Source organism: Polaribacter sp. NJDZ03 (genome assembly GCF_019263805.1).
Lineage (GTDB): Bacteria > Bacteroidota > Bacteroidia > Flavobacteriales > Flavobacteriaceae > Polaribacter.
Map to the genome: position 1 here is coordinate 231,391 of NZ_CP079195.1, position 22,191 is coordinate 253,581.

The following is a 22,191-nucleotide window of genomic DNA, read 5'->3' on the forward strand; positions in this document are numbered from 1 at the left end:
ATTACAAATTTAACTTTCAGCAATAAATTATTTTTTTGATAAAGATAGAATATGTAATTTTATAGAATTATAAAGAATTACCTTGTAGTGACAATTTAGAAATAGATGTGTCTTAATAATTAGTGATCATAAAAATAAATAGATGAAAAAAATAGCAGTTTTAGTTTTAACAGTTTTACTTTTTGTAGAATGTAGTACCGTACCAATTACGGGGAGAAGTCGTGTTAACTTTGTAAGTGATGCGCAAGTGTTACCTACTAGTTTTGCACAATACAGTACTTTTTTAGAAGAAAATAAATTATCTACAAATACTGCAATGTCTAACCAAATTAAAAATGTTGGTAAAAATATTGCTGCAGCAGTAGATCGTTTTATGCGAGCAAATAATATGAGCTCAGAAGCAGATTCTTATAGATGGGAATTTAATTTAGTAGATGATAAAACTGTAAATGCTTGGTGTATGCCAGGAGGGAAAGTTGTTTTTTATACGGGTATTATGCCAATTTGTGCAAATGAAAACGGAGTTGCAGCAGTAATGGGGCATGAGGTTGCGCATGCTTTTGCAAAACACGGACAAGAAAGAATGTCTCAAGGACAATTACAACAATTAGGTGGTGTTGCCGTAGCATTGGGTACTTCTGGTAAAAGTGAAGAATCTCAACAATTATGGAATACTGCATTTGGTGTTACTACTGGTTTAGGAATGTTAAAATACAGTAGAGTTCATGAACAAGAAGCAGACAGATTAGGTTTGGTTTTTATGATTATGGCAGGTTATGATGGTACAGAAGCTGCTGAGGTTTGGGTAAGAATGAGTAATTTATCTAACGGAAGTTCTCAACCAGAAATTTTAAGTACACACCCTTCTAATGAGTCTAGAATACAAGATTTAAGAAATTATTTACCAACGGCTAAAAAATATGCTGCAGAGTATAATGCCAAGTAAAAGGTATAAATAAAAAATAAGGAAACAAATAGATTTCCTATATTGTAACCGTTCAAAAAAAGATATTTTTTTGAACGGTTTTTTTATAAAATAGATTTTATGTTAAAAATTGGAGATAAAAAATTAATCAATGCTTGGGCTTTTTATGATTGGGCAAATTCAGTATATTCTTTAGTAATTAGTACCGCTATTTTTCCTATTTATTATGCAGGCTTAACCGCTTCGGAAGGTTTTGCAAATGCAGAAGGAAAAATTACTTTTTTAGGCACACTTTGGAATCCGACAACCTTGTATAATTATGCAATGGCTTTTTCATTTTTAGTGGTAGCTTTTATTTCGCCAATGCTTTCTGGTATTGCAGATTATGCTGGTAATAAAAAGAAATTTTTAAAAGGTTTTTGTTTATTAGGTGCGCTCTCTGTAATGTGTTTATTCTTTTTTACAGGAAAAGAAACGCTTTGGGTGGGAATCCTTTTTACCATTTTAGCAAGTATTGGTTTCTGGGGAAGTATAGTGTTTTACAACGCCTATTTACCAGAGGTAGCTTTACCAGAACAACAAGACAATGCAAGTGCAAAAGGGTTTATGTTAGGGTATTTGGGCTCTATTTTATTATTGCTTTTGTGCTTAGTTTTAATAGAAACTAAAGTTTTTGGTTTTTATGATAAACAATTTGGCTCACAATTATCTTTTGTCTTAGTAGGTTTGTGGTGGCTTGGTTTTGCACAAATAACCTATGCTAAATTGCCAAACGAAGAGAAAAAAGAAATACCTAAAGATAATTATTTAGCAAAAGGAATAAAAGAAATAAAAAAAGTTGCCAAAGAATTATTTGCATACAGAGAATTAAAAATATTTTTAATTTCATTCTTTTTATGGAGTATCGGCGTGCAGACTATTATTTTAATGGCAGGTATTTTTGGTACTATTTTAGGCTTAGAAACTTTAAACTTAATTGCAACAATTTTATTAGTTCAGTTTGTAGGAATTATAGGAGCTTTTTTATTTTCTAGATTGTCAAATAAAATAGGGAATATAAAAACATTAAAAATTACCATTGCTATTTGGGGATTGGTTTGTTTTATAGGTTTTAACTTAACTAAAGACACTCCGAATATAGAGATGTACTTTTATATTTTAGGAGCCTTAATAGGTTTGGTAATGGGAGCCATACAGTCTTTAGCAAGATCTACATACTCAAAAATGCTACCAAAAACAGAAGACAATGCGTCTTATTTTAGCTTTTTTGATGTGACAGAAAAAATAGCCTTAGTAGTAGGTATGGTTACTTTTGGTATATTAAATTCTATGATATCTATACAATCGAGTGTATTGGCTTTAGCAGTTTTCTTTTTAGCTGCTTTTATTTCTTTAAGTTTTATTAAGAAAACGAAGTATGTAAAATAAAAAAGTGCCGAGTTTTAAAACTCAGCACTTTTTTTTATTTTCTTTGTACTCTTTTATATACTAAAATTAATCCCTAAGATTATATTTCTTCCTTGATTTAAAATTTCATCAGATTTTAATCTAGACAAATGGTTTATATATTTTGTGCCTAATAAGTTGTTAATAGATAAACTTGTAGAAAAGGTAATATCATTTAAAGAGATGTCTCCACCAAGACCAAAATTGATTAGGTTATAACTAGGTGAGTAGCTTTCAAATGGACCAATATTATTTTGAGAAAATGTACTTTTTAAAGTTAATGAAGCGTAACCTTGTTGCATCCATTTTTTTATGTCAAATTCAGTTCTTAACGTATTTTTCCAAGAATTGGCTGGAATTAAAGGTAAGTAATCTCCATTATCTTGTTCGCCAATTACGGTTTCAAAAGAACTCTCTAAATGCAACCAATCTAAAGGATGTGGGTGTAAGTGAAATCCAAATTCACCTCCATATAATTTAGCATCTTCTTGTAAGTAGCTATAAACTGGCTCTCCGTCTTCAACTTCCCCTGTAGGTGAAATAAAAATATAATCGTTTAATAAATTATAGAATCCGTTTGCAAACAACTCAAAATGTTCTGTTTTATACTCTAAAGAAAGATCAAACTGAGTATTTTTTTCATTGGTAAGATTGTTGTTTCCTTTTTCAAATCTATTGGTACCATGATGCACTCCGTTAGAAGATAATTCTGCTAAAGTTGGTGCTCTAAAACCAGTTGCTATATTTATTCTTGCTACAAAATTGTCTGTTATAGAGGTTTTAAAACCTAATGAAGTTGTAAAACTATTATAAGATTTATCAACAGCTTCAAAAACATGAATCTCGTCTTCATGTGCAATTTCGTGTCTTTCTGTTTCTATATTTCTATTATCATAACGCACTCCTGCTTGTAATGTATTTCTATTCCAAGAATAGTAAGCCGTGGTAAAAACTCCGAAATCGTTTATAGTTGCATCCGGAATTAATATCTCTTCTCCAAAGTTGGTATTTGTTTGATATAATCCTTGTACTCCGGTTAAAATTTCAACATTTCCTATTTTAGGAAAATGATATTTAGCATTATAACTAAATGTTTTTAATTTCATTCTTAAAGCAGCTTCTTCATGTTCTTCTTCTCCATGTTCATCTCCATGGTCATCTTCATCTTCATGTTCGTCATGATGCTCTTCAAATTCTTGTCTATCATTAAAAGTATACCCTAAGTCTAAATCTATTTTAGAATCGCCCAAAAAGAAATGATTATGAGAGCTTATAATATGATTGTCTATTGCTTGATAAGGTTCTAAAAGCGTTCTACTGGTAGATTGTTCTGCAACACCTTCTTCTGGCAAGCCTAATTTAGATCGGTTAAAATTATAACGAACCTCTGATGTAAAATTATTTTTAGAATAAGCAATTCCTGTTTTAAAATCTTTTTCGTTAAAACGGGTGTTGGTAACTCTTTCATCCGTAGGGATTTTATAATCTACATGATTTGCATACGTTCCTCTTGCTAAAAATTTCCAGCTTTCTGAAGATAATTTAGCGCCAACAGATGTATTTGTTCCTAATGTATTACCAAAAAAACGATGACTAACATTTAGTTCTTTAGAGTTTTCTGCCGCAAATTTTTCTGGAATTAGATATAAAACACCACCTAGTGCATCCGATCCATAAAGTAGAGATGCAGGTCCTTTTATTACCTCAATATTACTTATTCCGGCATCGTTAATACCTAAACCGTGTTCACCACCAAATTGTTGATTTTCTAAACGAATACCTTGCGTGTAGACTAAAACTCTATTACCGCTTAAACCTCTAATTACAGGTTTTCCTATAGAACCTCCCGTAGATATTTGCGAAACTCCAGGGATATTTGTAATTCCTTCTACAAGAGAGGTCGCGCCAGATTTAATAATAGATTTAGCAGAAAGGCTTTCTATTTTCATTACATTTTCTGACTGTAATTTATTAAAAGGAGCAGATATTACAACTTCATCCATGTTAAATGGACTTTCTTGTAATTGAATGTTTAGAGTTATGTTTTCTTTGTTAAATTCAATTATTTTATAAAATGTTCTAAACCCTAAATAGCTAAAAGTTATTTTTATTTTTCCCTTCGGAATGTTTCTTAAAATATAGCTTCCGTCTTCTTTGGTTGTGGTTCCTTTATGCAATTCTTGTGCATAAATTTGTACTTGCTCCAATGGATTATTGTTGCTATCTGTAATAGTTCCTGAAATGCTGTTTTGTGCATTCACAGAAAACCCTGCTACTAAAAGCAGCAATTTTATAAATGTTTTCATTGATGTTATTTTACTATTAAAATTAATTTAGATCCTTAGGTTTTTTAACACAAAGGGTTTTAATTCAGTACACAGCGAAAGGGAATTAATGATTTTTTTCAATCTTTTCTCTTTCAAAATGATATATTTAAACAGTAAAATAGGGTGGGCCTCTAGGAGGTTTTATAGATCGATAAACCTTTTTAACTCTCTGTGGTTTATCAATAAAAGTTGAAGCGTAAAAGTGTTTAGGAATTACATCATAATTAGATGTAAAATCCATAGAGAATACGGTTAATTGCTTGTGGAATTCAGCACAGTCTAAATGCTGTTTATGTATGTGATGATCTGTAATAGAGGTACAAACAGCATGCTCATGATTTGCTAAATCATGCAGTATTTCTATTGATGTTGGTATCATCAATAGGAAAAGGAAAAAAATGCTGAGTATTCTTTTAAACAAAAGTTTATGTAATTTATTTCACCTTATAAATAGTACCATCTGTAGCAAATTTACTAAAGCCAATTTTTGCAGAAAAACTAAAAGAACTATCTGTTACTTTCGTAATTTGAACATAAATAGGTTCCTTATCGATCTCTTTTTTTGGAGATTTCATCTTTAAAGTATAGAAAAAATTATTTTTCCATTTGATATATAATGTATCAATATGTTTTATCTTTTTTTCTCCAGAAGTACTATCATTAGAGATACTTATGATTTTATCATACTTTTCAATTTGAAGGCTATCTTTTCTAGTGATGGTTGTTTTACTATATCCATTTCCTGCAGGAATCTCAAAAACACCTTTTTTAAAGCGATCTGAGTTATCTTTTATATCTGACTGACAAGAGAAAAATATAATACTGAATAAAACCAAGAAACAAGATACAAGAGGATACTGTTTTTTAGCATCCTTTTGTCTTGATTCTTGGTTCTTGTTTCTTGGTTCTGTTTTTAACATAGCTTAAATACCTGTATAATTACTTGGTGTAATTGCTTTTAATTCTTCTTTAATTTCTGATGAAACTTCTAAAGTATCAATAAAATCAGCAATAGATTTCTGGTTGATTTTAGCATTCGTTCTGGTCAATCCTTTTAATGCTTCATAAGGATTTGGATATGCTTCACGTCTTAGAATAGTTTGAATTGCCTCTGCAACAACTGCCCAATTGTTTTCTAAATCTTGCGCAAACTTTTCTTTGTTTAACAATAATTTATTCAATCCTTTTAAGGTAGATGTAAATGCAATAATTGTATGACCAAAAGGCACTCCAACATTACGTAAAACAGTACTATCTGTTAAATCACGTTGTAAACGAGAAACAGGTAATTTAGCAGAAAGGTGCTCAAAAATTGCATTTGCCAAACCTAAGTTTCCTTCAGAATTTTCAAAATCTATAGGATTTACTTTATGTGGCATTGCAGAAGAACCAACTTCACCAGCTTTAATTTTTTGTTTAAAATAATCTGTAGAAACGTATGTCCAGAAATCTCTATCTAAATCTAAAATAATGGTGTTTATACGTTTTAAATTATCAAATAAAGCAGCTAAATGATCGTAGTGTTCTATTTGTGTTGTAGGAAAAGAATGGTGTAAACCTAATTTTTCTTGTACAAAAGTACTTCCAAATTCTTTCCAATCTATATTTGGGTATGCTACTTTATGTGCATTATAATTACCTGTTGCACCACCAAATTTTGCAGCACTTGGTATGTCATTTAATAAGTTGAATTGCGCTTTTAAACGTACTACAAAAACGTCTATTTCTTTCCCTAATCTTGTTGGAGATGCTGGCTGACCATGTGTTCTTGCCAACATAGAAATATCTTTCCACTCAATAACTAATTCTTGTAATTTTTCTAAAAGTTCAAAATAATGAGGTACATAAACATCATTCATTGCTTCTTTTATAGAAAGCGGAATAGCGGTATTGTTTATGTCTTGAGAAGTCAATCCAAAATGGATAAACTCTTTATGTGCTTGTAAACCTAATGCATCAAACTTTTCTTTGATAAAATATTCAACAGCTTTTACATCGTGGTTTGTAATGCTTTCAATATCTTTTATTTTCTGAGCATCTTCTGTAGTAAAATCGATATAAATTTTACGTAAATCATCAAATAAATCGTTGTTAAAATCAGCTAATTGCGGTAAAGGAATTTCACACAAAGCAATAAAATATTCAATTTCTACTCGAACTCTGTATTTTATTAAAGCTTCTTCCGAAAAATAATCTGATAATTTTGATATTTTACCTCTATAGCGACCATCAATAGGAGAGATGGCATTTAATTGTGTTAATTCCATTTTTTCGTTATGTTGTTAATTGCAAAAATAGTGAATTTAGCAGATTTATGATGTTTTTTGTACACGAATTTCTAGGATTATCACAAATAAATAGTTGAAGTTTCAAAACTTAACAGCCCCGAATTCAGGATTTTTTTTATTCAATTCTGTAGGTGTTTTTCGATAGAAATAACCTTGCTGGATGATGAAATTTGGCTAAAGCCTTGATAACGTTTAAAATTGAATTCCTGTGGATAAATCCACAGGCTATTTATAATCTTCTAAATGTTTTTTTTTTGAATAGTTTAAATTTAAAAATTTGTTTTTTTTATAGGCACAGGCTTTAGCCTGTGATTGATAATAGTGAGTATTATTGGCTTTAGCCAAAATAATTAATAAATCATATTCTGATATTATTATTATTATTATTATTTGAATGAGAACAGTTTAATCACTGAAATCTGTGAAATTAGTGTCTTTTTGTACTTCCTATTAGCTATATTTTCCTTAAAACTCTGCTTAAATCTCTGCAAATATTTTTTTTTAAGAAGTCCATGTCTTTTTAACCTCTTTTTTCAATCAAACCTAAAATGAATTTTCCACGCGCTTTGCAACCTTTACTTTCATGGATAATTTTAGTTTCAATTAAGTGTTTTAATTCTGGATGAATCCACTCTTTTTCCAATCCAAAAAAATACAAAGTATTCATTGTATAGGCTCTTACTGCAATTTTTTGTGGTGTTATTAACCAATCGAAACCTGTTTCTATGATGCTTTCTATATGGTTTTTTGTAAGTTCTTTTTGGATATTGTTTTCTGTTTTTGCATAAAAATCTGTAGCTAAATGCTGACAAATTTTAGCACAAGGTCTAATAGCACCATCAAATTTTAAGGTTTTAATTTTTAGAGTGAATTCATCTAAATGAGGTAAAATCCATTCTAAATGATGGTGTGTACAAATCCATTCTAAAACCCAAGCAGCTTTTATAGATATTTTATTTTCAATAGTAAACGTAATAGTAACCAGTTCTTTAAATAGTTGTGGGTTTTCTAAAATAATATTGGCAACTCTTTGTCGGTTTTCCCTTTTAGGGTTTTCCATGTTGTGGAGTTGTTCGGTTACAAAAAGGAGATTTGTTTTTGACACTATTAATGTATCTTTGTTTTAAATTATATTTGAATGATAAAGATAAAAAGACTGTTTTTTATTTTACTATTTTTTGCTTGTTTTTTTACAAGTGAAAATTTTAATGCACAAAAAATTAATCAATTAAATGCAAATAATGAAAGGGTAGGCGTTTGGAAAAAATATTATTCGAATAAGCGAATACGTTATGTTGGTCAATTTAAAAACGGTAAAGAGGTAGGTGTTTTTAAGTTTTACGACATTACAAGTTCTGCGCATCCGGTAATTATTAAAACATTTTATAAAAACTCAGATTCGCTTTATGTTAAGTTTTTCACTTTAAAAGGTAAAATAGAAACAGAAGGAGTTTTAAAGGGGAAAGACCGTGTTGGTAATTGGAAATATTTTTATCCTGATGGTATAATCATGTCAGAAGAAAATTATAAAAAAGGTAAATTACACGGTGCCCAAATAATTTACTATCAAGATGGTCAAGTTACAGAGTTTTCTAATTACAAAAATGGTTTGTTAGATGGTGTAAAAACTACATACGCTAGTAATGGAGTACTTATAGAAGAGCTTACTTATAAAAACGGAGAGTTAACCGGTTTGGCAAAATACTTTGAACTGGACGGAAAGTTATTAGAAACAGGAAATTATAAAAACGGAATAAGAGTTGGTAATTGGGAGTATTATTTGGACGGAGAAGTGGCCACGGAAAAAGAACTAAGACAGAAAAGTACTTTTTCTCGTAAAAAAGAAGATTAATTTTTTTGGATTTATATTTTTAGAAAGCTACTTTTAAAATTAGTAAACTTATATAAATCAAAACAATGGTTACATCAATTCTTTCAATCTATAAAAACCATTTCTAATTTGTATCTTTGCAACCTCAAAAAATAAAAATGAAACGAGTAGTTGTTGGTCTTTCTGGTGGTGTAGATAGTAGTGTTACCGCACATTTATTAAAGGAACAAGGGTATGAGGTAATTGGGCTATTTATGAAAAATTGGCACGATGATTCTGTTACTATTTCTAATGAATGTCCTTGGTTAGAAGATTCTAATGATGCAATGATTGTTGCAGAAAAATTAGGAATTCCTTTTCAGGTGGTAGATTTAAGTGAACAATATAAAGAACGTATTGTAGATTATATGTTCGATGAATATTCTAAAGGTAGAACGCCAAACCCAGATGTACTTTGTAACCGAGAAATTAAGTTTGATGTCTTTATGGACATTGCTTTAAAATTGGGTGCAGATTATGTTGCTACAGGTCATTATTGTAGAAAAGGAGAAGAAATTATAGACGGAAAACCAGTTTATAAATTATTAGCAGGTAAAGATAATAATAAAGATCAGTCTTATTTTTTATGTCAATTATCTCAAGAACAATTAATAAAAGCATTATTTCCTATTGGTGAATTAACAAAGCCAGAAGTTAGAGCAATTGCGAAAGAAGCAGATTTAATTACAGCAGATAAGAAAGATTCTCAAGGATTATGTTTTATTGGTAAAGTTCGTTTGCCTGAATTTTTACAACAAAAATTACAACCTAAAGAAGGAGTAATTGTAACGATTCCAACGGATTTTGAGCAATACACAAAACAAGCTCCTACTTTTGAAAACAAAGAAGAAGAATTAAAATATTACGCTACCAAATTTACTTACAATAAAGAAGGTGGTAAAGTGGTTGGTAAGCATCAAGGAGCACATTATTTTACAAAAGGACAACGTAAAGGTTTAAATGTTGGTGGTACAAAAGAAGGTTTGTATGTGATAGAAACCGATGTTGTAGAAAATGTAATCTATACCGGAGAAGGTAAAAATCACCCAGGATTATACAGAAATGTATTGTTTGTTTCTAATGAAGAAATGCATTGGATTCGTGAAGACTTAACTTTAAAAGTTGGAGAAACCATGCAAGTAGCTGCAAGAATTAGATACAGACAACCTTTAGAAAATGCTATTTTACACAAGGTAGCATCTGGCTTGTATGTTGAGTTCGAAAACAAACAATCTGCCATACAAGAAGGGCAGTTTGTAGCTTGGTATATAGAAGACGAATTATTAGGCTCTGGAGTTATCTCTTAAAACATTTATAAAATCATAAAAAAGTAGTAATTTCGGAATATGAAGAAATTACTACTTTTTTTATGTCTAATAGTTTTTTTTAAAGTTTCTGCACAAGAAGATGCTTGGGTTTTTATTAAAGATAAACCTCAGGAAACTAGTTTTTTAAACAGCCCTATTTCAATGCTTACTCAAAGAGCATTAGATAGAAGGTCTAAACTCAATATTCCTTTAGATTCTAAAGATGTTCCTGTTGATGAAGCGTATTATAATCAACTAAAAAATGATAAAACGATTACTGTTTTAGGGAAATCTAAATGGTTAAACGCAGTTCATGTTCAAGGAGAGGTTACAGATATTAATACTTTAATTTCTAAATATAGTTTTATAGCATCTGTAGAATTTGCTAATAAATCGTTGAATCTAAATGGTAAATCAAAAGGAAAAACAACAACTCCTAATCATTATAACAAGTTTAAAGAAACGCTTACAGATTTTAATTATGGTGCAACCGATAATCAAATTAAAATGTTAAAGGGAGATTATTTGCATCAACAAGAATTAACTGGGGAAGGGCAAATAATAGCAATTATAGATGCTGGGTTTCCTAATGTAAATACCTTAGATGCTTTTAGTAGAATTAGAGATAATAATCAAATTTTAGGAGGTTATAATTTTGCTGATAGAAATGAGAATTTCTACACAAGAAATAGTCATGGAACGCATGTTTTGTCTTCAATTGCTGCGTATATTAAAGATGAATATGTAGGTACTGCTCCAGACGCAAAATTTTATTTATTTATATCAGAAATCTCAGAAACAGAGACTGTTTTAGAAGAGACACTTTGGGTAGAAGCGGCAGAAAGAGCAGATAGTTTGGGTGTTGACGTAATAAATACTTCTTTGGGCTATACTACGTATGATAATCCTAATCATAACCACACCTATGCAGATATGGATGGTAAAACCACTTTTATATCTAGAGGTGCAGAAATTGGGGCTTCACGTGGTTTGCTTTTGGTAAATGCCGTTGGTAATGATGGAAATAGTGCTTGGAAATATATGGGAGCACCTGCAGATGCAACTTCTGTGATTTCGGTTGGAGCAGTAAATGCTTCTGGTAATATTGCAAGTTTTAGTTCTTTCGGACCAACATCCGACGGAAGAATAAAACCAGAAATTTTAGGTAAAGGTCAAAACCCAGCGTTGATACATTATAGTTCTGGAGAAATCACAACTTCATCTAGCGGAACGTCTTTTTCATCGCCTATTATGGCGGGTTTAATAGCTTGTTTAAATCAGAATGAAGGATTTCTTTTAAAAGCACCCTTAAAAAAATCTGGTGAGAATTATAATGATTATTTAAAAACTGCAGTTTATGAGTCTGCAAATCAATTTAATAATCCTACCGACCAGCATGGTTATGGGATTCCTAATTTTGAAGTTGCTCTGAATCGCTATAAGGCTAGTTTAGCTGTTTTGGATGATGCTATTATCAATTTAAATGTATATCCAAATCCAATAAAAGATCGTTTTGTAATTTCTACAGATGATCTTAATAGCGTTACAATTGAAGTTTATACTATTTTAGGTAAAAGAGTCTTAAAAAAAGAGAAGGTAACTTCAGATGTAGTTGATATTTCTTTTTTAGAAAGCGGTGTTTACTTAATGAAGGTCTCAAAGGATAATCAACAAAAAATATTTAAATTAATTAAAGAGTAAAATGAAATTAAAACTATTTGTTATTCTGTTTTTTACGTGTTTTCATCTGTTTTCTCAAAAGGATTCCATTGTTAATTTTTTTGATAATAACAATAAGATAACAACAGATAAAACGAAGGCTAAGAATTTTGAGATTTTAACAAAAGTAAATGATACTCTTTGGTTAAGCAGAAAATATAGAAGAAATGGTAAACTCTTTTATTATCAACATTACAATTCTTTAGCTAAAACTGTAAAAATTGGACAAAGTATAAATTACAATAAACACGGTAAAATGATTCAACTAAGTTACTATAATAAAGAAGGACTTTTACACGGGAAATATAAATCTTGGTTTGATAATGGAAATATAAATGCAGAAGGCAGGTTATATGAAGGAAATAAAGAAGGGCTTTTTAAAATATACCATTACAATGGTGTTTTAGCGGGGAAAGCTATATTTAAAAAAGATACAATTATACAAGAAATTTACTATAATAATAACGGAGAAATAACTGAAAAAGAAGCTGTAATACGTAAAAAGAAACCAAGTTTTAAAGGAGGTTTAAAGGAATATAGAAATGAGTTAAAAAAATTAAAGCGTGCACTTAATTATAAGATAGATGGAGATGTTTATGTAAATTTTGTGATTGATATTGATGGTTCTATTACAGATGTAACTGTTGATGAAACAATACCAGAAAAATTGTACATTGAATTAGTAGATTTCTTTGAGGATATAAAAGGTTGGTCTGCTGCAATTGATAGAGGTAGAAAAATACCTTTTAATTATACACAAAAAATTAACTTTAAGTTATGACAAATAAAATAACAACTCTTTTTAATATAAAATATCCCATTGTACAAGGAGGAATGATTTGGGTTTCTGGTTGGAAGTTAGCTTCTGCAGTTTCTAATGCTGGTGGTTTAGGTTTAATTGGTGCGGGTTCTATGTATCCAGATGTTTTAAGAGAGCACATTATAAAATGTAAAAAAGCAACTTCCAAGCCTTTTGGTGTAAACGTACCAATGTTGTATCCAGACATTGAAAAATTAATGGATATAATTATAGAAGAAGAGGTAAAGATTGTTTTTACTTCCGCAGGAAACCCAAAAACTTGGACATCCTTTTTAAAGGAAAAAGGAATTACGGTTGTTCATGTTGTAAGTTCTGTAAAGTTTGCTTTAAAAGCAGAAGCTGCTGGCGTTGATGCTGTGGTTTGCGAAGGATTTGAAGCAGGCGGACATAATGGGAGGGAAGAAACAACCACTTTTACTTTAATACCAATGGTAAAAGAACAGGTTAAAATTCCTGTAATTGCTGCTGGAGGCATTGGAACCGGAAGAGGCATGTTGGCAGCTATGGTTTTAGGTGCAGACGGCGTACAGATAGGAAGTAGATTTGCTGCTACAGTAGAATCTTCTGCTCATATTAATTTTAAAAATACCATTGTTGCTGTTAAAGACGGAGATACTCAGTTAACGTTAAAAGAATTAGCGCCAGTTCGCTTGGTGAAGAATAAGTTTTACAATGACGTGCAAGAATTATATAAACAAAACCCAACAAAAGAAAAACTTTTAGAATTATTAGGCAGAGCAAGATCTAAAAAAGGAATGTTTGAAGGAGATTTAGACGAAGGAGAGTTAGAAATTGGTCAAATTGCGGGTTTAATTCATGAAATAAAACCAGTAAAGGATGTTCTAATGGAGATTGTTGATGAATTTAAAGGTGTTAAATTATTGATTACTAGTGTTTAGGTTCTATTTTTGAAAATAATTTAATTATTTTGATACGTTTGTTAATTTTTGGCATTACATTTGCAATTCAATAAACGTTGTTAGGAATTAATTTAACAACACAATATTTTTTTATTATGAATAAAGGTACCGTAAAATTTTTCAACGAATCTAAAGGATTTGGATTTATCACTGAAGAAGGATCAAACAAAGAACATTTTGTACATGTTTCAGGATTAATCGATGAAATTCGTGAAAACGATGAGGTTGAATTCGACTTACAAGATGGAAAAAAAGGATTAAACGCAGTAAACGTAAGAGTATTATAATATATTTATTACTAGTTAATTTTTTATCTAAAAGCCTATCAATATATTGATAGGCTTTTTTTATGTTCTTATCATTCAGATTAAAAAAAGTATCATAAAAAATTATGCCGTTATTCAAATTTTGGCATTACATTTGTTATTATATAAATGTTGTTAGTAATTAAATTGACAACAAATAATTTTTATTATGAATAAAGGAACAGTAAAATTTTTCAATGAATCTAAAGGATTTGGATTTATCACTGAAGAAGGATCAAACAAAGAACATTTTGTACATGTATCAGGATTAATCGATGAAATTCGTGAAAACGATGAAGTTGAATTTGACTTACAAGATGGAAAAAAAGGATTAAACGCAGTAAACGTAAGAGTATTATAATATATATTTATTACTAGTTAATTTTTTATCTAAAAGCCTATCAATATTGATAGGCTTTTTTTATTTTCGTATTAAAAAGTATTTATGATTGACGGTAGGCAAAGAAAAAATGTAGAAATAGGTTTGTTTGTAGAAATTGTACAGAAACCACATCAACGAAGTGGAGAATTAACAGAAGGTGTTATAGCAAAAATTCTAACTAAATCTCAAAACCATCCGTATGGTATTAAAGTTCAGTTAGAATCTGGGTTGGTAGGTAGAATTAAAAATATTATAGAATAAAAATACTTTAGTTAACAGGTACTTTAATCTCGTACACTTTTCTACTTTTATTGTTTAGTTTATTTTCTCTTAACCAAGGATTGTAAATTTTAAACTCTTTATAATTCATTCCAAATTTCTTTGCAAAATGTGTAATATTAGAAATTGCTGTATCAACTTTTATAGTTCTTGTTTTTGCTAAAGTGTATAGATCTTCATTTTCAAAGACAAAACCATATTTTTTAGGATTGCTTATTACTTCTTTTAAGGCAATAATTCTTAATACATATCTTTCAGTTTCATCGGGTAATTTAGCATCGTAATAATTAGTTACTTCTTGCTCATCTAACCTTTTACTAACACCATAGTTTCCTGCATTGTAAGCAGCGGCAGCTAAAGTCCAAGAATTAAAACGTTTTTGAGATTTTTTTAAATACTCAGCAGCTACTTTTGTAGATTTTTCAATATCGTAACGTTCGTCTACGTTGCTATTAATCTCTAAACCGTATTCTTTACCTGTTGCCTGCATAAAATGCCACATACCCGCTGCACCAACGTTAGAGGTTTCATCTATAAAACCACTTTCTGCCAAAGCTAAAAATTTAAAATCGTCTGGTAAACCATATTTTTTTAATAATGGTTCTAAAATAGGAAAGTACTTATTTGCTCTTTTTATCAATAATAGTCCATTAGATTGCCAATAGGTATTTACCAATAACTCTCTCTCCATTCTTTCTTTTACATCCGGTATTTCTAAAGGAACCCTTTCTCCAGCAAGATTTAAATTATTAGGTAGTTTTAATGCTTTTATTTTATAGGTTGCATGTGTACTTGTTTGTGGGTCTGTTTCATTTTTATTAATGCCATTATAAAATAAAAAAGCAACTATTAAGATGCTAAGTAGTGAAAGAAAACGGAGTGATTTATTCATGAGTTTGCAATGTTTTTGTGATTTAAAAATAAGGATGACCTGTGTTTTAACTAGTTAAAATATCGTTAATAATTTTAGTTAATTTCTTGGCTTTAGTAATAATCATAATATGGGTACCACCTTCTATTTGTATACAGTTGTTTATGTTTTTTATAGGAAATACGTGGTCATTTGTACCGTGGATGTGCGTAATGTTTTGATTCTTTTCTGTTTGTTCCCACCTAATAATAGAACCAATAGACCAGTTTAAGTATAGTTCACTTCTAACAGAAAGGTATTTCTTATAAATATGGGCTCTCTTTTTTAAAGATTTACCTAAAAAATATTTAGCATAATCTTCAAAATTTGAGACAACCTTAGTTGGAAAAAACTTATAAGCTTTTGTGAATTTCACAAATTTAAACCTTTTTGGCAGTTCTTTATGGTGTTTTACGCTAGAAATAATAATTGTTTTTTTAACATCTAGATACTTACTCATTTCTTGTACCATAATTCCGCCAAAAGAAACACCTACTAAAACAGGTTTTTCTTCTTTTACATCCTCGCTCATTCTCATTGCGTAGTTAGCAATAGACTCATCTTGAGCTATAGGTGTTATCCATTTTAAATAATGAATGTCATATTTATCTTTTGATAATTCTAAGTTTTCAAAAATTTCTGGTCCAGCTGCTAAACCAGGAACCAAGTATATTGGAATCTTTTTCATATCTATTTATTTTAATGTAGCAATTACATTTTAAATTGTAACGCTATTGTTTTCAAAATTAAATCTTACAAGACCATCTTCGTCAATTTCAGTAAGCGTTATAGTGTGTAATGTATTTACCAACTCTGGGTTCCAAGGTGTTTTAACTTTAACGTAATTTTCTGTAAAACCGTTTATATAACCTTCTTTATTTTCATTTTCAAATAAAACGGTTACGGTATTACCTAATTGATTCTCATAAAAAGCACGTCTTTTCTTAGCAGATAAACCACGTAACATTTTACTACGTTTGGCACGTACTTTTTTAGGCACCACACCTTCTAAATGCACTGCTTCTGTATTAGGTCTTTCTGAATAAGTAAAAACATGTAAGTAAGAAATGTCCATCTCGTTTAAATAGTTGTACGTTTCTAAAAATAGCTCGTCTGTTTCACCAGGAAAACCAACAATAACATCTACACCAATACAGGCGTTAGGCATTACTTCTTTAATTCTTGTTACTCTGTTTGTGTATGTATTTGTTAAATACCTACGTTTCATTTTCTTAAGTAACTCATCACTACCAGATTGCAAAGGAATATGAAAATGAGGAACAAAAGAATCTGATTTAGATACAAATTCAATTGTTTCATCTTTTAATAAATTAGGTTCTATAGATGAAATTCGTAATCGATGTATACCGTCTACTTTATCTAATTCTTTTACTAAATCTAAGAAAGTATGTTCGTGCTTTTTGTTACCAAATTCACCTTTACCATAATCTCCAATATTTACACCCGTTAAAACAATTTCTTTAATTCCTTTTGATGAAATTTCTCTGGCATTTTCAATAACATTTTCTAAAGTATCGCTTCTAGAAATTCCACGTGCTAAAGGAATTGTACAATAAGTACATTTATAATCGCAACCATCTTGTACTTTTAAAAATGCACGTGTTCTATCTCCAATAGAGTAAGAACCTACATAAAAATCTGCATCAGAAATTTCACAAGAGTGTACTTCTCCAACATTATTTTTAGTTAAATCGTTTATATAACTGGTAACATTAAATTTCTCTGTAGCACCTAAAACTAAATCTACACCATCTACAGCTGCTAATTCTTCTGGTTTTAATTGCGCATAACAACCAACCGCAATTAAAAAAGCATCATCATTTTTCTTTAATGCATTTTTTACAATGGTTTTAAAGCGTTTATCTGCATTATCTGTAACAGAACAAGTATTTATAACATAAACATCTGCTGGTTCTTCAAAATCTACACGCTCAAAGCCTTCGCTCACAAAATTACGAGCAATAGTAGATGTTTCTGAAAAATTTAATTTGCATCCTAAAGTGTAAAAGGCAACTTTCTTTTCTGCATTCATTCTAATAAGTTTGTTTAACTAAAAAACAAAACTTTAAAAAAGGATTTATTTCTTAAAGTTCAAATTGTATATTTACAAATACTGTGTGTAACAGTTTAAAAACGCAAAAGTACGATATTATTGATGATTTTTGAAACGGAAAGGTTAATTATTAGAAGACTAATTTTAGAGGATTTAGCAGCTTTTCATCAGCTAGAAAGCAATGAGAATGTTTTAAAATATGCTACAGGAAATCCAAAAACCTATATTGAAAACGAAAAAGAGTTAAAAACATTGATTTTAAAATATAGTGACACTAATAATGATTTTTGGATTTATGCGATCATCAGAAAAAGGGATCATCAATTTCTTGGAACTGTTGCTTTGGTTAAAGATAATCTAGAAGATGAAATTGGCTATCGTTTTTTAGAAAAATATTGGAAGCAAGGGTTTGGTTTTGAAGTTTGTGTGGGATTAATTTCTTATTGTAAGAAACTTAAAATGGATAAAATTATTGGCTATGTAGTAGATGAAAATGTAGCTTCTTCTAAAATTTTAGAAGCAAATTTTTTTCAAATAAAAAATACTTTTATAAATGATGAAGGTATGGCGGAAACCAAATATGAGTTGTACCTGTAATTAGGGCTAATTTAATGCTTCGGTATCGTGATGTATTTTTTCTACAGTATTAATGATTCAAAGAAGTGTTTTAGTTTTCTGTTGAAGAAATAATATAGATTAAGAAGAAGTTTAAGTTAAGAAAAAGTGTATTAAAAATGCCAATTGTGTATTTGTAAAATAGTATGAGATTATGGCTTTAATAAATAAGTTTAATACAAATAGTGTAATATAGTTATTGTAATTATGAGTCAAATAAAAAAAACAGATGTTTGTATTATTGGCGCAGGACCCTCTGGCGTTGCAACGTCTTTGATGTTATCTAAATTAAAAATTAAGCATTGTATAGTAGATAAAGCTACTTTTCCTAGAGATAAAACGTGTGGAGATGGACTAATATTATACGCTTACAAATCTTTAAAACTTTTAGGAGAAGATTTGTTTTTAGAATTTTTGAAAAATCCTAAATTTATACATAGTAAAAAAATTACGCTGCTTATAAACAATAATTCTAAAATTGAATTTAAAGAAAGTGAAGATAGGGATATGGTTATTTCTTATGCAAAACGTTTCGATTTTGACCATTTTTTAGTCAATCATTTATCTAGCGAATATGCTTGTCAATATTTTGGAAATGGAGTAAAAGTGATTGAAAATCAAATAGATGGTGTTTGTATTAAATTAAAAAACGGCCAAGAAATTTTGTCTAAAATGGTGGTAGGAGCAGATGGGGCAAAATCTATTGTTTCTGGTAAATTGGCTCAGAATAAAATAGATAAAAAGTTTTCATCTACTTTTGTAAGTGCTTATTTTACGGGGGTTCAAGATCTTGCTATAAAAAATGAAGCAGAAGTTAGAATGATTTATAAAAAAACGCTTTTGTTTTTTTATGTTTTTCCGTTGTCAGATGGTCAAGTAAATATTAGTTTAGGAGGTAGGTCTGATCAGATAAAAAAAAATGGTATAAATTTAGTTCATGAAATAGAAAATCTAATTAAAACGAATAAATATATTAAACATCAATTTGTAAATGCAACGAAAGTAAACTCTTGGAGAGGTTGGTCTATTCCGTTTCATTTTGGTAATTATAAAATTTCCGGAGAGCGTTTTTTATTAGTAGGGGATGCAGCAGGTTTGGCAAATGCTTTTTATAAAGAAGGTATTGGTACGGGTATGATGTCTGGTATTATTGCTGCAAATAATATAGAAAAGTGTTTAAGAGAAAATAACTTCTCTGAACAAATATTAAAGAGCTATGAAAAAGACATTAAAAAAGAATTTGGAAGATTATTAAAAGCAAGTCATTATACTTTGCGATTTGCTAAATTTAAAATGTTTTTTTTAAGTGTAGTAACGCTATTTAAATATAAAATAGAAGGCAAAGCTACAAAGGTTATAAAAAAAAGGAGTTATTAATAACTATTACTATCTACTCATTTTTGGTGCTACCAGTTAATTTTAGCCATAATAGCAAAATGATCTGAGTATTTTTCTGTATAGGTAGTAAACTTGTTACTAATGGCATTTTTATCTGTTAAAATAAAATCTATTCTCATAGGAAACCAATAATTGTAGGTTTTACCAAAGCCTTTACCAGATTCTATATAAGTGTCTTTCTTGTCTTTTGAAATTTTGTTATATACCCAAGAATAGCTTGTATTATTAAAGTCTCCACAAACAATTTTTTTTCCTTTCCATTGTTGCTCATGTGCTAAAAACTGAACGGTTTGTTCTGCTTGTTCTTTAAAGGAATTAGAAACCCTTTCTATTAATTTTTCAGAATTTTCTTCCCCAAAATTTTCTTCATTGGGCTTTATTCTTAAAGATTCTAGATGAATATTATAAATTCTAATGGTGTCCTTTTTCTTTAATATATCTGCAAAAATAATATTATTACCAGTACTTTTTAAATCTAAAGACCCTGCATTAATAATCTTATGTTTAGAGTAAATTGCCATTCCGTATTTAGTACTATTCGGACGAAGTTTTACGTATTTGTATGGAAATGAGAATTTGTTTTTATTAGATTTATAATACTCTTGTATGCTAATAACATCTGGATCTTTTGCGGCTATAAATTCGTACCCATCTTGCATAATAGAGTCTTTCTTTTTATGAAAAAGATCGAAGCTTTTTACATTATAACTCATCACTTTTAAATCATTATTTAAAGAAGAGTTGTTACCTGAAATTTTATAAAAAGGATAGGAAAAAAAGATTCCAATAATAAAAACTGTAACGGATAGTAATAATTGTTTTTTCAATCTAATTAACCAATAGATTGCAAAAAGTAAGTTAATTATCATTAAAAACGGTACAAATAGACTTATAATTGCTACAAAGGGTATGGTGGCAGGAGATATAAAATGTAGTACATAAGAGAGCAATAGTAGGGTTGCTAATATTGAGTTTATAAAATATAAAATCTTATCTATGGGGGACAAATTTTTCATACTACTATCTTCCTTGTTTAAATAAAAACTCTTTTTCTTCTTTCGTTAAAGTGTCATAACCAGATTTGCTAATTTTATCTAAAATAGCATCTATTTGTTGTTGATTTAAAGAAGTATCTTTAGTGGTTTTTACTGTTTTTTTAGGCGATTTGTAAACTGTTTTTAAAGGTTTCTTTTTTGTTGAAAATAGGGCTGCTATTTTATCGAAAATTTGTATTTCTTTATTGGCTGCTTTTTGAACATACAAAAAACCAAATAAAGCACCTCCTAAATGTGCAAAATGGCCGCCAGCATTTCCTCCAGAGAGTGCTAATATATCTAAACCTACCCAAATAGCCCCCAAGTGCCATAACTTAACAAAGCCAATAAAACGTATTTTTAATTGGTAGTTGGGTATGTAGGTGGTAATACCTATAAAAATGGCAGAAATACCTGCGGAAGCACCTACTAATATAGAAGATTGATCTTGAAATAAAGGAAAATAACTATTGCTTAAAATAAATAAAACTCCACCAAAGAAAGTACCTAATAGATAGAACGTTAATAATTGTTTTTGTGTAAAATATTCTATAAATAAGTTCCCTACAAAGTATAAGGTTATTAGATTTAAAAGAATATGTAGAAAGTCGGCATGTAAAAAACCATAGCTAATAATAGTCCAAGGTTTAGTTAATAAAGAGGTATAATTATCATCTAAAGAGAACCAGGTTACTACCCAATTTATTTCGCCCTTATATAAATCTTGAAAAACAGATGTTAACAAGGTAAATACAAAGATAGCAAGGTTTATGTAGATTAATTTTTCTACAATATTTCCGCTTTTATAGCGGTTCTTTATGTCGTCTAGAAAACTCATTAATATGTTTTAAATTCGTTCTTTTTCCAGTACCAAGCAATTATAAAACCTATTAGAGCGCCACCAACATGCGCAAAATGAGCTATGTTTCCAATAGAGTATTTTGTCATTCCAAAGAACAAATCTCCCAAAATCATTACAGGTATAAAGTACTTTGCAGCAATAGGAACCGGGAAAAATATCAATGCTAATTTGGCATCTTTAAAATAAAGACCAAAAGCGACTAAAACACCATATACAGCGCCAGAGGCTCCAACTGCAGGAGTATTATATAAAGAGGTTATTTGATTAAATTGATCTTGTGTAATAGCACCTATAATACGTGCGTCATTGGTGCTACCAGATTTTAAGATAGATAAAACTTCAGAATTATTTAAACCTGCATTTATAAAAAGTTCATAGATACCATTAAATTGATAATAATTGACCAATGTGTAAATAACTCCAGCTCCAATTCCTGCAGAAAAATAGAAAAAGATAAATTTCTTTTTTCCCCATATTTGTTCTAAAGGAGTACCAAAAGCCCATAAACCGTACATGTTAAACAATATATGACTAAAACCACCATGCATAAACATGTGCGTTACGTATTGCCAAATTCCGAAATGTTCATTTTCAGGAAAATGTAAAGCCAAGATATTTGTAAAATCTAATTTTAAAAGTTGTGGTGCAACAAATAAAATTACATTTATAATAATTATATGTTTTATGGCGTCTGTAAGTTTCGTATTCAT

The 22,191-nt window shown here is 29.7% G+C and carries 23 protein-coding genes; 12 read left to right on the forward strand and 11 right to left on the reverse strand.

Annotated elements, in window-relative coordinates; all coding sequences use genetic code 11:
- The first annotated feature begins 142 nt into the window (after positions 1-142).
- Together KV700_RS00915 and KV700_RS00920 are read left to right on the forward strand one after the other, a co-directional pair.
- On the forward strand, positions 143-946 hold the full coding sequence (locus KV700_RS00915) for a M48 family metallopeptidase (RefSeq protein WP_166386433.1): 804 nt from the start codon (positions 143-145) through the stop codon (positions 944-946).
- Between the two features lie 99 nt (positions 947-1,045).
- Complete coding sequence (locus KV700_RS00920; protein WP_218598744.1) at positions 1,046-2,353, forward strand: MFS transporter; 1,308 nt, start codon at positions 1,046-1,048, stop codon at positions 2,351-2,353.
- Positions 2,354-2,406: 53 nt separating this feature from the next.
- Here KV700_RS00920 and KV700_RS00925 read toward each other — a convergent pair whose 3' ends face one another.
- The 5 genes from KV700_RS00925 to KV700_RS00945 form a co-directional block, all read right to left on the reverse strand.
- Positions 2,407-4,677, reverse strand: a complete 2,271-nt coding sequence (locus tag KV700_RS00925) for a TonB-dependent receptor (protein WP_218598745.1) — start codon at positions 4,675-4,677, stop codon at positions 2,407-2,409.
- 127 nt (positions 4,678-4,804) lie between these two features.
- The gene (locus KV700_RS00930) at positions 4,805-5,077 is read right to left on the reverse strand and encodes a hypothetical protein (protein ID WP_218598746.1); all 273 of its coding nucleotides are present in this window, start codon (positions 5,075-5,077) and stop codon (positions 4,805-4,807) included.
- A 55-nt stretch (positions 5,078-5,132) separates the two neighbouring features.
- Positions 5,133-5,618 carry a hypothetical protein gene (locus KV700_RS00935; RefSeq protein WP_240914610.1) on the reverse strand — a complete coding sequence of 162 codons (486 nt, stop codon included), beginning with the start codon at positions 5,616-5,618 and terminating at the stop codon, positions 5,133-5,135.
- A 3-nt stretch (positions 5,619-5,621) separates the two neighbouring features.
- Entirely contained in the window at positions 5,622-6,965 is a 1,344-nt protein-coding gene (purB, locus tag KV700_RS00940; RefSeq protein ID WP_218598747.1) for an adenylosuccinate lyase, read from the reverse strand.
- Positions 6,966-7,506: 541 nt separating this feature from the next.
- Entirely contained in the window at positions 7,507-8,046 is a 540-nt protein-coding gene (locus tag KV700_RS00945) for an adenylosuccinate lyase (protein ID WP_218598748.1), read from the reverse strand.
- 78 nt (positions 8,047-8,124) lie between these two features.
- Between KV700_RS00945 and KV700_RS00950 the strand changes: the two genes are divergently transcribed.
- The 8 genes from KV700_RS00950 to KV700_RS00985 all read left to right on the forward strand — a co-directional run bounded on the left by KV700_RS00950 (position 8,125) and on the right by KV700_RS00985 (position 14,570).
- A complete protein-coding gene (locus KV700_RS00950) occupies positions 8,125-8,838 on the forward strand; it encodes a toxin-antitoxin system YwqK family antitoxin (RefSeq protein ID WP_218598749.1) in 714 nt (237 codons plus the stop codon).
- Positions 8,839-8,975: 137 nt separating this feature from the next.
- Positions 8,976-10,163: a tRNA 2-thiouridine(34) synthase MnmA gene (gene mnmA, locus KV700_RS00955; RefSeq protein WP_218598750.1), complete on the forward strand. Its 1,188-nt coding sequence runs from the start codon at positions 8,976-8,978 to the stop codon at positions 10,161-10,163.
- Between the two features lie 39 nt (positions 10,164-10,202).
- Entirely contained in the window at positions 10,203-11,864 is a 1,662-nt protein-coding gene (locus tag KV700_RS00960; protein ID WP_218598751.1) for a S8 family serine peptidase, read from the forward strand.
- Position 11,865: 1 nt separating this feature from the next.
- The gene (locus KV700_RS00965; protein ID WP_218598752.1) at positions 11,866-12,663 is read left to right on the forward strand and encodes an energy transducer TonB; all 798 of its coding nucleotides are present in this window, start codon (positions 11,866-11,868) and stop codon (positions 12,661-12,663) included.
- Positions 12,660-13,601, forward strand: coding sequence for a nitronate monooxygenase family protein (locus KV700_RS00970; RefSeq protein ID WP_218598753.1), 942 nt, complete (start codon positions 12,660-12,662; stop codon positions 13,599-13,601). The genes KV700_RS00965 and KV700_RS00970 overlap by 4 nt, the downstream gene beginning before the upstream one ends.
- 116 nt (positions 13,602-13,717) lie before the next feature.
- Positions 13,718-13,909, forward strand: a complete 192-nt coding sequence (locus tag KV700_RS00975; protein ID WP_018943662.1) for a cold-shock protein — start codon at positions 13,718-13,720, stop codon at positions 13,907-13,909.
- 187 nt (positions 13,910-14,096) lie between these two features.
- Positions 14,097-14,288, forward strand: coding sequence for a cold-shock protein (locus tag KV700_RS00980; protein ID WP_018943662.1), 192 nt, complete (start codon positions 14,097-14,099; stop codon positions 14,286-14,288).
- Positions 14,289-14,372: 84 nt separating this feature from the next.
- Positions 14,373-14,570 (forward strand): YwbE family protein, encoded by a 198-nt coding sequence (locus tag KV700_RS00985; protein WP_158837947.1) that lies wholly within the window; start codon positions 14,373-14,375, stop codon positions 14,568-14,570.
- Between the two features lie 7 nt (positions 14,571-14,577).
- Here KV700_RS00985 and KV700_RS00990 read toward each other — a convergent pair whose 3' ends face one another.
- Genes KV700_RS00990 through mtaB form a run of 3 tightly spaced genes read right to left on the reverse strand, consistent with a single transcriptional unit; the run spans position 14,578 to position 17,551 of the window.
- Positions 14,578-15,480 (reverse strand): lytic transglycosylase domain-containing protein, encoded by a 903-nt coding sequence (locus tag KV700_RS00990; protein ID WP_166386453.1) that lies wholly within the window; start codon positions 15,478-15,480, stop codon positions 14,578-14,580.
- Between the two features lie 46 nt (positions 15,481-15,526).
- Entirely contained in the window at positions 15,527-16,186 is a 660-nt protein-coding gene (locus KV700_RS00995; RefSeq protein ID WP_166386454.1) for an alpha/beta hydrolase, read from the reverse strand.
- Positions 16,187-16,216: 30 nt separating this feature from the next.
- Positions 16,217-17,551, reverse strand: a complete 1,335-nt coding sequence (gene mtaB, locus KV700_RS01000; protein ID WP_218598754.1) for a tRNA (N(6)-L-threonylcarbamoyladenosine(37)-C(2))-methylthiotransferase MtaB — start codon at positions 17,549-17,551, stop codon at positions 16,217-16,219.
- Positions 17,552-17,674: 123 nt separating this feature from the next.
- Here mtaB and KV700_RS01005 point away from each other — a divergent pair, with 123 nt between their 5' ends.
- Both KV700_RS01005 and KV700_RS01010 read left to right on the forward strand, forming a co-directional pair.
- Complete coding sequence (locus tag KV700_RS01005) at positions 17,675-18,169, forward strand: GNAT family N-acetyltransferase (RefSeq protein ID WP_254712996.1); 495 nt, start codon at positions 17,675-17,677, stop codon at positions 18,167-18,169.
- Between the two features lie 225 nt (positions 18,170-18,394).
- On the forward strand, positions 18,395-19,564 hold the full coding sequence (locus tag KV700_RS01010; RefSeq protein WP_218598756.1) for an NAD(P)/FAD-dependent oxidoreductase: 1,170 nt from the start codon (positions 18,395-18,397) through the stop codon (positions 19,562-19,564).
- A gap of 29 nt (positions 19,565-19,593) precedes the next feature.
- On the opposite strand, the gene KV700_RS01015 is transcribed toward KV700_RS01010, so the two are convergent.
- The 3 genes from KV700_RS01015 to KV700_RS01025 form a co-directional block, all read right to left on the reverse strand.
- On the reverse strand, positions 19,594-20,454 hold the full coding sequence (locus KV700_RS01015; protein ID WP_240914611.1) for an endonuclease/exonuclease/phosphatase family protein: 861 nt from the start codon (positions 20,452-20,454) through the stop codon (positions 19,594-19,596).
- Between the two features lie 151 nt (positions 20,455-20,605).
- A complete protein-coding gene (locus KV700_RS01020; protein WP_218598757.1) occupies positions 20,606-21,457 on the reverse strand; it encodes a rhomboid family intramembrane serine protease in 852 nt (283 codons plus the stop codon).
- On the reverse strand, positions 21,457-22,191 hold the full coding sequence (locus tag KV700_RS01025; protein WP_165733389.1) for a rhomboid family intramembrane serine protease: 735 nt from the start codon (positions 22,189-22,191) through the stop codon (positions 21,457-21,459). The genes KV700_RS01020 and KV700_RS01025 overlap by 1 nt, the downstream gene beginning before the upstream one ends.

Bases quoted from the DNA above. Each gene is read 5' to 3' on its own strand.
- KV700_RS00915 (WP_166386433.1), top strand. From the start codon at position 143: ATGAAAAAAATAGCAGTTTTAGTTTTAACAGTTTTACTTTTTGTAGAA.
- KV700_RS00920 (WP_218598744.1), top strand. From the start codon at position 1,046: ATGTTAAAAATTGGAGATAAAAAATTAATCAATGCTTGGGCTTTTTAT.
- KV700_RS00925 (WP_218598745.1), bottom strand. From the start codon at position 4,677: ATGAAAACATTTATAAAATTGCTGCTTTTAGTAGCAGGGTTTTCTGTG.
- KV700_RS00930 (WP_218598746.1), bottom strand. From the start codon at position 5,077: ATGATACCAACATCAATAGAAATACTGCATGATTTAGCAAATCATGAG.
- KV700_RS00935 (WP_240914610.1), bottom strand. From the start codon at position 5,618: ATGTTAAAAACAGAACCAAGAAACAAGAACCAAGAATCAAGACAAAAG.
- purB (WP_218598747.1), bottom strand. From the start codon at position 6,965: ATGGAATTAACACAATTAAATGCCATCTCTCCTATTGATGGTCGCTAT.
- KV700_RS00945 (WP_218598748.1), bottom strand. From the start codon at position 8,046: ATGGAAAACCCTAAAAGGGAAAACCGACAAAGAGTTGCCAATATTATT.
- KV700_RS00950 (WP_218598749.1), top strand. From the start codon at position 8,125: ATGATAAAGATAAAAAGACTGTTTTTTATTTTACTATTTTTTGCTTGT.
- mnmA (WP_218598750.1), top strand. From the start codon at position 8,976: ATGAAACGAGTAGTTGTTGGTCTTTCTGGTGGTGTAGATAGTAGTGTT.
- KV700_RS00960 (WP_218598751.1), top strand. From the start codon at position 10,203: ATGAAGAAATTACTACTTTTTTTATGTCTAATAGTTTTTTTTAAAGTT.
- KV700_RS00965 (WP_218598752.1), top strand. From the start codon at position 11,866: ATGAAATTAAAACTATTTGTTATTCTGTTTTTTACGTGTTTTCATCTG.
- KV700_RS00970 (WP_218598753.1), top strand. From the start codon at position 12,660: ATGACAAATAAAATAACAACTCTTTTTAATATAAAATATCCCATTGTA.
- KV700_RS00975 (WP_018943662.1), top strand. From the start codon at position 13,718: ATGAATAAAGGTACCGTAAAATTTTTCAACGAATCTAAAGGATTTGGA.
- KV700_RS00980 (WP_018943662.1), top strand. From the start codon at position 14,097: ATGAATAAAGGAACAGTAAAATTTTTCAATGAATCTAAAGGATTTGGA.
- KV700_RS00985 (WP_158837947.1), top strand. From the start codon at position 14,373: ATGATTGACGGTAGGCAAAGAAAAAATGTAGAAATAGGTTTGTTTGTA.
- KV700_RS00990 (WP_166386453.1), bottom strand. From the start codon at position 15,480: ATGAATAAATCACTCCGTTTTCTTTCACTACTTAGCATCTTAATAGTT.
- KV700_RS00995 (WP_166386454.1), bottom strand. From the start codon at position 16,186: ATGAAAAAGATTCCAATATACTTGGTTCCTGGTTTAGCAGCTGGACCA.
- mtaB (WP_218598754.1), bottom strand. From the start codon at position 17,551: ATGAATGCAGAAAAGAAAGTTGCCTTTTACACTTTAGGATGCAAATTA.
- KV700_RS01005 (WP_254712996.1), top strand. From the start codon at position 17,675: ATGATTTTTGAAACGGAAAGGTTAATTATTAGAAGACTAATTTTAGAG.
- KV700_RS01010 (WP_218598756.1), top strand. From the start codon at position 18,395: ATGAGTCAAATAAAAAAAACAGATGTTTGTATTATTGGCGCAGGACCC.
- KV700_RS01015 (WP_240914611.1), bottom strand. From the start codon at position 20,454: ATGATAATTAACTTACTTTTTGCAATCTATTGGTTAATTAGATTGAAA.
- KV700_RS01020 (WP_218598757.1), bottom strand. From the start codon at position 21,457: ATGAGTTTTCTAGACGACATAAAGAACCGCTATAAAAGCGGAAATATT.
- KV700_RS01025 (WP_165733389.1), bottom strand. From the start codon at position 22,191: ATGAATACGAAACTTACAGACGCCATAAAACATATAATTATTATAAAT.